The following is a 9,420-nucleotide window of genomic DNA, read 5'->3' on the forward strand; positions in this document are numbered from 1 at the left end:
GAGCGGGTCGGGTGTTCCGGGTGCGGTCGAGGGGTCGGCTCCGGTTGCGGTGCCTCCGAGGCCGATCGAGCGGTCGGTTCCGGTTCCGGTTCCTCCGGGGTCGGTCGAGCGGTCGGTTCCGGCTCCGCGTCCTGCGGGTAGCTGAAGGTGACGTTCTCGAACCGGATCTCCTTCGGATCCTCCGGCAGCGGCTCCCCGCCCGCTGGGATAGCCCGCTCGGCCGCCGCGGTGTACATCCGCTGGAGATCGCCCACGAACAGAGCCTCCTCGTGCAGCTGGTTGATCTCCAGCACCAGCGTGTCCAGGCTCGCCGCCCCGGTACGGATCGCGATCACCGCCGTACCGGCCACCGACAGGGCCATCGCACCCGCCAGCAGCAGCGCGCCCAGCGTCGCGTAGGTGGCGAGGGTCGCCAGGCCCGTCCAGGCCGCCGCGATCAGCCCGGTCCGCGCGGCCAGCCGGGACAGCCGGGCCTGCTCGGCCTCCGCGGTCTCCGACATGGACCGGAAGTGGCGCAGCAGGAACGGGCCCACTCCGTGCACCCGGATCTCCGGCGCGGCGGCCGGCTCGGTGAGCAGGCTGCTGATCAGCTGGCCGGCCCGGGCGTGCTGCACCCAGGTGTGGAAGGACTCGTAGCGGCGCCGGGCGTTGGTCAGCGCGCTCCAGGCGCTGGGCAGGGTCATGGTGACCAGCAGCGGCAGCAGGGCCGGATGCAGCACGGTGAGCACGCCCGCCGCGGCCACCAGCGAGATCATCGCGTTGATCACCCGGGCGCTGTAGCCGATCATGTGCCGGGCGGACCGGGCGCCGTACTGGGCCGTGTCCAGCAGTTTGTGGAAGGCGTGGTCCTCGATCGCGGCCAGCTCGACGTTCGCCGCCCGCTCCAGGTACAGCTCGGTCGCCACCCGCTCCACCTTGGGCTCCAGCCGTCCGGTGGCATAGACGGAGGCGGCCCGCAGCAGCGCGGCCACCAGCATCACGGCCGCCATCACGGCCAGGGCCGGTGCGGCCGAGCGCAGCCGCTGTGCGATGTCGGGGCCGGTGAGCAGCTTGCCGAGCGCGGTGTTCACGGCCAGCAGACTCACCGCCTGGGCCGCGCCCCGGCCCACCTCGGCGGCCAGCACCACGCGCGCGGCCCGCGCGTCGGCCTGCCGGGCCAGCCGCAGACTGGACGCCAGCATGCCGGGCAGCCGGGCCGTCATCGCCCGGAAGCTCAGCGTCAGGAAGGCGTCCGCGTGCTGGTTCCAGCCCATGTCGTAGCGCAGCGGCCCGCCGAACAGCAGCCGCTCCGACGCCGACACCACGGGCTCGGCCGCCTCCCGTCCCTTCCTCACCATGACCTCCCGGACCCCGACGGAACGGCCACTATCGCGGCCGTGGCCGCCGCCCGGCAGGGCGCGAGAGGACGTGCGAGGGGCGCGAAAGGAGCGCGGTCGAGGGCTGGGGGTCGTGGCTACGGCCTATGGCTACGGCGTATGGCTATGGCGTATGGCTATGGCGCGATCACCGGGCGTGGGGTGCGGGCCCGGCCGGGGGCCGCCGGGCGGCGGTGAGCGAGCCGTGCGGTGGAGCGGTGAGTGGGCCGTGCGGTGGAGCGGTGAGCGGGCCGGCGGTGGACCGGCTACGCCGGGACGGGGGTGGACCGGTTACGCCGGGACGGCCCGCGACCAGTCCGGGGCCGTCCCCGTCACCCGGCACAGGGCCAGGTACAGCGGGATCGGCGGGGTGTACGGAACCGTGCCCTCCGGCCGGTGGATCAGCCGGGCGGTGCCGGTGACCAGGGCGCCGGCGGAGTAGTGGGCCGGGGCCGGCCAGGGCAGGGCGTAGTCGGAGTCCGACGGAACGATCCACCACCAGTGGGAGCCGTCGGTGTACACGCAGCCCACCCGCGGCAGCCGGGTCACGACGAGCGGACCGAGGCGATCGGGCACGGCCACGGCGTCGAAGCCCAGCGGGGCGGTCATGCCGTCCGGCAGCGACAGCCGATGGCCCGGTTCCGGGGCCGGCCGGCGGCGCTGCAGGCGGACCAGGGTGTTCAGGCCGATGGCGGGCTCCTGGCCGGCACCGATGCCGTCGGACCGGCCGGCGCCGCTCACGGACGCTCCCCGGGCAGGCGCCACTCGGGCGCGCGGTACGCGTGCGGCTCCGGGGGCGTCTGCGGTCGGTGCGGGTGCGGGTGCGGGCGGGCGGTGTGCCGGTGCTGGTCCACCGTGCCGTGCCGCTGCTGCTCGGGTGTCCCGCGCAGCGGCTGACCGGCGGGGACGTGCCGGTGCTGCTCCGGCATTCCGTGCCCGCGCCGCCCCGGTTCCCCCTGCCCTTGCCGACCCGGCTTCCCGAGCCCGTCGTGCTCCGGCTCCCCGGGCCCGTACCGCCCTGATTCCACCCGCTCGCCCTCCTTTGGCGCTCGCCCGCTCGCTTCGGCCGGCCGGTCCTCGTCGGAGTCGTCCGAGCGGCTCGGCTTGGGGCGGGCGCCCCAGCCCAGGTCGTCCCGCGGCTCGCCGGTGTCCTCGCCGGTATCGGTCCGGCGGGGCAGTTCGGCCCAGACCAGCAGGCCGGGGCCGTGCTCCTGGGCACCCCAGGCCCGGCACAGCGCGTCGACGAGAAGCAACCCCCTCCCGTGCTCCTCGTCGGGTCGCTGCGGGGACGGACGGGGTTCGCCAGGAGCACAGCCCTCGTCGTGTACGGCTATGCGCACCATGTCGTCGTGATCGTGCAGCTCGCACACGACCCGGCCGCTCGCGGTGTGCACGATCGCGTTGGTGACCAGCTCGGATATGACCAGGGCCGCGTTGTCGCAGGTGTCCGCGCAGACCGACCAGCCGGACAGCCGCGCGTACGTCAGGCGTCTCGCCTGGGCGACGGAACCCGGGTGTGCGGCCAGTTCGAAGCGGAACCTGCGCTCGGCAGCGCCCCCCTGGGGGGATGCTCCCGCCGCGGCACCGAGACCGGAAGGGTCTGCGGCCGCGTCTGTTCCTAAGGGCGCGGACGGAATCACGCCTGCCACTATCTCCCTGCCACGGACACTTGGCAAGAGTCACTCTGAAAATTGCAGAGTGCTGTGTGACTCGGTGGGAGGCCGTGGCACACTGCTCGGAACAGCACGTCGCGCGGCGCCAATTGGAGTCGTCGGAGACCCGACCGGCCTTCGAACGAAGCTTCGAATGGCGCCGTAGGGCTGTCAGGAAACTTTGGACACGGGGCTCCGGCAGGGAGCTTCGGCGGCGGGCTTCGGCACAACGCTTCGGTGAGGGGCTTTCGGTGGAGGTGGGAGCGTGAGCGAACCGCGGTCCGCGCCGACGGTGGGCCAGGTGGTCCTCGGCCGGCGCCTGCTGGACCTGCGGGAACGCGCCGGACTGAAGCGCGAGGAGGCCGCCCGCGTCCTCCGGGTCGCGCCCGCCACCGTCCGCCGCATGGAGATGGCCGAGGTCGCCCTCAAGATCCCGTACGTGCAACTGCTGCTGAAGGCCTACGGCGTCCCCGACGAGGAGGCCGAGGTCTTCGTCCAGCTGGCGGAAGAGGCGAACAAACCCGGCTGGTGGCAGCGGTTCCACGACATCCTGCCGGGCTGGTTCTCGATGTACGTCAGCCTGGAGGGCGCCGCCGCCCTGATCCGCTCCTACGAGCCGCACTTCGTCCCCGGCCTGCTGCAGACCGAGGACTACGCGCGCGCCGTGCTGAAGTCCGGCGCCATCGGCCAGACGAGCCCGGACGACATCGAGCGGCATGTCGCGTTGCGCATGCAACGGCAGGAACTGCTGGCCCGTCCCGACGCGCCCCGTTTCTGGGTGGTGATGGACGAGACCGCCCTGCGCCGCCCGGTCGGCGGCCCGGAGGTGATGCGCGCGCAGATCGACAAGTTGTTGGAGGCCACGAAGCTGCCCCATGTGACGCTCCAGGTGGCCCCGTTCGCCAACGGGCCCCACCCGGGAACGTACGGGCCCTTCGTGCTGTTCCGATTTGCCATGTCAGAACTGCCGGACATGGTCTACAGCGAGTACCTGACCGGGGCCGTCTACCTGGACGCGCGCACCGAGGTGGCGACCCACCTGGAGGTCATGGACCGCATGGCGGCGCAGGCCGCTACGGCACAACGCACGAAGGAGATCCTCGAGGATCTCCGCAAGGAGCTGTGAATGGATCGCATCAAGCCGCGCGGACGCGTGTACAACGGCATGCCCGCGCGGGAGTTGGGCAGCGAGGGCTGGCACAAGCCCTGGAGCGGCGGGAACGGCGGAAACTGCCTGGAAGCGATGAAGCTGGCCGACGGCCGGATCGCCGTCCGTCAGTCGACCGACCCGGACGGGCCGGCGCTGATCTACACCATGGACGAGATGACCGCGTTCATCGAGGGCGCCAAGGCGGGTGAGGCCGACTTCCTGCTGTCCTGACCTGTGTTGTTGCTAACTCCGCTTCCTTGTTGACCCGTCCCTCACGAACCGGGCGAGCCGGTACCGGGCCGATCCCCCGTACCGGCCTCCGCCCGCCCCCTGACCGTCACTCCGGCGGCAGCACCCCGCACAGCGCTTCCAGCGCCGCCCCGTAGGCGTGTTCGGCCGGAGCCGCGTACCCCACCACCAGGCCGTCGCCGGCCGCCGTCGGGCTCTCCGGGTGCCGGAACCCGGCGAGCCCGTCGAGGGCGATGCCCTGCCACGCGGCGGCCTTCACCGTCGACCGCTCCGTGCCCGGCGGCAGTCGCAGCACCGCGTGCAGCCCGGCCGCGATGCCCGTCACCTCGATGTGCGGCGCCTGCGCGGCGAGCGCGGCGACGAGCCGGTCACGCCGCCGCCGGTACCGCTGCCGCATCCGCCGCACATGTCGGTCGTACGACCCGCAGGCGACGAAGTCCGCGAGAGCCAGCTGGTCCAGCACGCTCGCCCACCCCTCCCGTTCCCCCTTCGCCGCCAGCACCGGCTCCACATACCGCTGCGGCAGCACCATCCAGCCCAGCCGCAACGCCGGTGACAGGCTCTTGCTGACCGACCCGAGGTGGATCACCCGCTCCGGATCGAGCCCCTGGAGCGCGCCGACGGGCCGGCGGTCGTACCGGAACTCGCCGTCGTAGTCGTCCTCCAGCACCGTCGCCCCGCGCGCGCGTGCCCAGTCGATCACCGCGGCCCGGCGCTCGGGATGCAGCGGGCCGCCGGTCGGGAACTGGTGCGCGGGCGTCAGCAGCGCGGCCCGCTCGCGCCCGAGCGCGTCCACCCGCGCACCGTGCTCGTCCAGCGGCAGCGGTACGGTGCGCACGCCGGCCGCCGCGAGCAGGTCCCGGTGGAAGCCCAGACCGTACGCCTCCACGCCCAGCGGACCGCGCAGCACCCCGCCCGCGGCCGGCCCGTCCGGCGTGCCCCGGCCGAACAGGAGCCGCAGCGCGTGCGCGAAACCCGAGCAGATCACGATCCGGTCCGGCTCGGTCCGCACCCCACGCGCGCGTGCCAGGTACTCCGTCAGCGTCTCGCGCAGCTCGCGGCGCCCGGCCGGATCGCCCGGCCCGAACGCCTCGTTCGGCGCCGCCTGCAGCGCCCGGCGGTACGAGGCCGCCCAGGCCGCGCGCGGAAAGGCCGACGCGTCCGGCGTGCCCTGCCGCAGGTCGTGCCGCGGCCCACGCGCGCGTGAAGGCGCCTTCACGGGCGTGCGGACGGCGTGCCGCAGCGGCTCGCTCCTCTCGGCGACCCGGGTCCCCGAACCCTGCCGGGCGGTCAGCCAGCCCTCCGCGACCAGCTCGGCGTACGCGTCGGCCACCGTGTTGCGGGCCACGCCCAGGTCCGCCGCGAGCGACCGGTACGGCGGCAGCCGGGTGCCCGGCGTCAGCCGCCCGCTGCGCACGGCCTCCCGCAGCGCCCTGGTCAGCGCCGCCCGCCGGCCGCCCGGCCCGGACAGCTCCAGATGCAGGTCCGCACCGATCCGCTCCGCGGAATTGACCCACGATTCCGTCATGGAAATGCACCCTACAGCCGGTCTTTCAGGCTCCTAGGTTGGAGCACATGACGACGAACACCGCCACCGCCATCACCGCCATCACCGCCGCCACCGCCGACGCCGACCTCACCCCCGGCATCGCCGCGGCCGAGGCCGCCCGCACGCGCCTGGACTTCGCGAAGGCCGCGCCGAAGGTCTTCCGCGCGATCGTCGGCTTCGACGCCGCCGCCCGCGAGGGCATCGACCCGGCCCTGGTCGAACTGATCCAGATCCGCGCCTCCCATCTCAACCACTGCGCCTACTGCCTGCACATGCACACCAACGACGCCCGCAAGGCCGGCGAGAACGAGGACCGGCTCCACATGGTCGCCGTCTGGCGCGAGGCACGGCACTTCTTCACCCCGAAGGAACAGGCCGCCCTCGCCCTGACGGAGGCGGTGACCCTGGTCGCCGACGGCGGTGTCCCCGACGCCGTCTACGCCGAGGCCGCCGCCCACTTCGACGACCGGGAACTGGCCCACGTCCTGTCGCTGATCCTCACGATCAACACGTGGAACCGCGTGGCCCTGGCCACCGGAAAGGTCGCGGGCACGGACGAGCGCACCGGCTGACAGCGTCGGCGCGCCGGCTGAGGCCGTGCCCCTCGCGGGGGCGGGAGCCGACTGGACGGGGCCGGCGGTGCCGCTGGTGCTGGTCCCGGCCTCGTGCCGGCCTGGTGCCGGTGGTGCCGGCGCTCAGGCCACCATCGGCCGGTCCGTGGGCGCGATCGGGGCCGGGAGCCGGGAACTCCCGGTCAGATAGCGGTCGACGGCCGCCGCGACGGCCCGCCCCTCCGCTATCGCCCAGACAATGAGCGACTGCCCGCGCGCCGCGTCCCCCGCGGCGAACACACCGGGCACATTGGTCGCGAAGCCGTCGTCCCGGGCGATCGTGCCGCGCGGCTGCAGCGCCAGCCCCAGCTGCTCGATCAGCCCGTCCTCCTGGTCGGGCCCGGAGAACCCGAGGGCTAGCAGCACCAGGTCGGCGGGGAGCGTCCGCCCGGTGCCCGGCACCGGAAGCCGCCGCTCGTCGACCTCCACGAGATGCAGTGACCGCACATTCCCCCTCTCGTCCCCCTCGAAGCGGAGCGTGGACGCCGCGAACAGCCGCGCGTCCGCGTCCGCCGCCGGCGCCGTACGCAGATCCCGCGCCTCTTCGTGCGCCGCCGACAGCCGGTAGATCTTCGGGTACGTCGGCCACGGCTCGCTGTCCTCGTCGCGCTCGGCGCCCGGCTGTGCGTAGATGTCCAGCTGGGTCACGGACGCGGCCCCTTCGCGCACCGCGGTACCCAGACAGTCCGCCCCGGTGTCCCCGCCGCCGACGATCACGACATGCTTTCCGGCGGCCGACAGCGGCGAGACCTCCAGATCCCCCTCGCACACCCGGTTGGAGAGCGGCAGGTACTCCATCGCCTGGTGTATCCCGTTCAACGCCCGGCCCGGCACCGGAAGTTCCCGCCACGCCGTCGCTCCTGTGGCGATCACCACCGCGTCGTACCGGGACCGCAGTTCGGTGGCCGAGACGTCCCGGCCGACCGCCGTCGAGGTGCGGAATTTCGTCCCCTCGGTGCGCATCTGCTCGATCCGCCGCTCCAGATGCCGCTTCTCCATCTTGAACGCGGGTATGCCGTACCGCATCAGCCCGCCGATCCGGTCGTCCTTCTCGTACACCGCGACCGTGTGCCCGGCCCGGGTCAGCTGCTGCGCGGCGGCGAGCCCGGTGGGCCCGGAGCCGATGACGGCGACCGTCTTCCCGCTCAGCCGCTCGGGCGGCCGGGGAGGGGTGAAGCCCTCCTCCCACGCCCGGTCGGCGATCGCGCACTCGACGTTCTTGATGGTGACGGCCGGCTGGTTGATCGCCAGCACGCACCCCGCCTCGCACGGCGCCGGACACAGCCGCCCGGTGAACTCCGGGAAATTGTTGGTGGCGTGCAGCCGGTCGCTCGCGGTCCGCCAGTCCTCCCGCGAGACCAGGTCGTTCCACTCGGGGATGAGATTGCCCAGCGGGCAGGCCTGGTGGCAGAACGGGATGCCGCAGTCCATGCAGCGGTCGGCCTGCTTGCTGATGATGGGCAGCAGCGCGCCCGGGACGTACACCTCGTCCCAGTCCCGCACCCGCTGCTCGACGGGCCGCCGCGGCCACTCCTGGCGCGGCGTGGTCATGAACCCCTTGGGATCGGCCATGGGCGTCTTCCTCGCGTACGGGCACCACAGGCACCGGGTGGCACCACAGGCACCGGGTGTACGAAGGGCCGTGCGTCATCGGGCGGCACTCTTCCGGCCACGATACGTCCCCGCCGACACCCGCGCAGAGTGGCGGACAGCGCTTTCTCCCAGGGATCACGGCACCCGGCCCGGGGGTTCCCGGCGGCCGGGTGATGCTCAGCCGGGCGGGCAGGGGCGGCCCTCTCGGCGGCGCGCGGCGCCGGGTGCGCGCCGAGGCCGGATCAGGCCAGGGCCACTATGTAGGCGAGGGCCGCCGCGGCCGAGGCGACGGTCCGGACGTGGTTCCAGAACGTCCACTCGCGCACATACTCCGGCCAGTACACGGCGGCCTCCGGGGTGCCCGGGGTGAGCCCGGCGAGCCGGTCGTTGCGGGGCACGTTCGCGACGATCGTCAACCCGAACGAGCCCATCAGGTACAGCGCGCTGCCCACCAGCAGTTCCACCGTCCCCTCGTCCGGCCACACCACGAACGTCACCACCGCTATGAGCGCGCTCAGCACCGCGGACCCGGTGAACACGGCCATGAAGGCCGGCCGCACCGCGGCGACGTTGATCGCGTTCATCGCCGCGACACCCTGGGCGGGCGGCAGCGCCGCGAGCCCCCGCATCACGAAGGTCGAGAACCCGCAGAAGACCCCGGCCACCAGCCCGGTCCCGAGAATTCCCGCCACGACCAGCACGAAGAACGGCCCGTCGATCATCTCCACGCCCCCCTTCCGTTCCACCCCGTGCCGTAGCCCGGCATCAGCGTTCCCCTGTCCCCGGTGAAGGCCCGGGACCGGGAACCGGCCCCGCCCGAGTCCCACGGTCGCACCCGTCCCGACGCCCCCTCCACCCCACCTGCCTCACCTCCTCACTCTCCTCACCTCGCGGTCCTCAGCCCGTCTCCTCCTCCCCGGCCTCCCGCCACGTCCGCAACACGCTCTCCACGGCCGGCGCGATCCGGCGCCGTGCCTCATGCCGCGGTACTCCCCTCATCAGCAGCTGGTCGTACGGCGTGTCCACATGCCGTACGGCCGCCACGACCGCCGAGATCACCGCCCCCTCGGTCAGCGCCCGCCCGGCCGCGCTGCGCCCGACCCGGCCGCTGCCGCGCACCGACGCGTGGGCCGCGATCGCCCGGGCCCGGTCGGGCGGACACCCCGGGAGCAGCCGGAGAATCTCGGCCGCGAACGCCGCCGCGAACCGCTCGTCCTCCGCCGCTCTGCGCCGCGCGTCCCGCGCCCGCCGCCGGCGCCGC

At 73.6% G+C, this 9,420-nt stretch carries 9 protein-coding genes and 1 pseudogene; 3 read left to right on the forward strand and 7 right to left on the reverse strand.

Annotated features, from left to right (window positions below):
• From CCN44_RS34945 to CCN44_RS34955, 3 genes and pseudogenes are all read right to left on the reverse strand, one after another.
• The coding region (locus CCN44_RS34945; RefSeq protein WP_462509661.1) for an ABC transporter ATP-binding protein at positions 1 to 1,337 on the reverse strand (1,337 nt) is incomplete at its 3' end.
• 309 nt (positions 1,338 to 1,646) lie between these two features.
• On the reverse strand, positions 1,647 to 2,096 hold the full coding sequence (locus CCN44_RS34950; protein WP_208639902.1) for a hypothetical protein: 450 nt from the start codon (positions 2,094 to 2,096) through the stop codon (positions 1,647 to 1,649).
• 308 nt (positions 2,097 to 2,404) lie between these two features.
• A pseudogene (locus tag CCN44_RS34955) lies at positions 2,405 to 3,004 on the reverse strand (ATP-binding protein); the annotation flags it as partial.
• Between the two features lie 268 nt (positions 3,005 to 3,272).
• On the opposite strand from CCN44_RS34955, the gene CCN44_RS34960 reads away from it, so the two are divergent.
• Together CCN44_RS34960 and CCN44_RS34965 are read left to right on the forward strand one after the other, a co-directional pair.
• Positions 3,273 to 4,133 carry a helix-turn-helix domain-containing protein gene (locus CCN44_RS34960; RefSeq protein ID WP_059248729.1) on the forward strand — a complete coding sequence of 287 codons (861 nt, stop codon included), beginning with the start codon at positions 3,273 to 3,275 and terminating at the stop codon, positions 4,131 to 4,133.
• Positions 4,134 to 4,388 carry a DUF397 domain-containing protein gene (locus tag CCN44_RS34965; protein ID WP_030348027.1) on the forward strand — a complete coding sequence of 85 codons (255 nt, stop codon included), beginning with the start codon at positions 4,134 to 4,136 and terminating at the stop codon, positions 4,386 to 4,388. It begins immediately after the preceding gene.
• 106 nt (positions 4,389 to 4,494) lie between these two features.
• Here the strand turns inward: CCN44_RS34965 and pdxR are convergent, their stop codons facing one another.
• A complete protein-coding gene (gene pdxR, locus CCN44_RS34970; RefSeq protein ID WP_086702503.1) occupies positions 4,495 to 5,934 on the reverse strand; it encodes a MocR-like pyridoxine biosynthesis transcription factor PdxR in 1,440 nt (479 codons plus the stop codon).
• A 47-nt stretch (positions 5,935 to 5,981) separates the two neighbouring features.
• On the opposite strand from pdxR, the gene CCN44_RS34975 reads away from it, so the two are divergent.
• Positions 5,982 to 6,527 carry a carboxymuconolactone decarboxylase family protein gene (locus CCN44_RS34975; RefSeq protein WP_086702506.1) on the forward strand — a complete coding sequence of 182 codons (546 nt, stop codon included), beginning with the start codon at positions 5,982 to 5,984 and terminating at the stop codon, positions 6,525 to 6,527.
• A 123-nt stretch (positions 6,528 to 6,650) separates the two neighbouring features.
• Here the strand turns inward: CCN44_RS34975 and CCN44_RS34980 are convergent, their stop codons facing one another.
• The 3 genes from CCN44_RS34980 to CCN44_RS34990 all read right to left on the reverse strand — a co-directional run.
• Complete coding sequence (locus tag CCN44_RS34980; RefSeq protein WP_086702509.1) at positions 6,651 to 8,138, reverse strand: glutamate synthase subunit beta; 1,488 nt, start codon at positions 8,136 to 8,138, stop codon at positions 6,651 to 6,653.
• A gap of 263 nt (positions 8,139 to 8,401) precedes the next feature.
• Positions 8,402 to 8,881: an anthrone oxygenase family protein gene (locus CCN44_RS34985; RefSeq protein WP_086702516.1), complete on the reverse strand. Its 480-nt coding sequence runs from the start codon at positions 8,879 to 8,881 to the stop codon at positions 8,402 to 8,404.
• 175 nt (positions 8,882 to 9,056) lie between these two features.
• A partial coding sequence (locus CCN44_RS34990) for a DUF2293 domain-containing protein (protein WP_143650185.1) occupies positions 9,057 to 9,420 on the reverse strand: 364 nt, incomplete at its 5' end.

This window comes from Streptomyces tricolor (genome assembly GCF_002155905.1).
Taxonomy (GTDB): domain Bacteria; phylum Actinomycetota; class Actinomycetes; order Streptomycetales; family Streptomycetaceae; genus Streptomyces; species Streptomyces tricolor.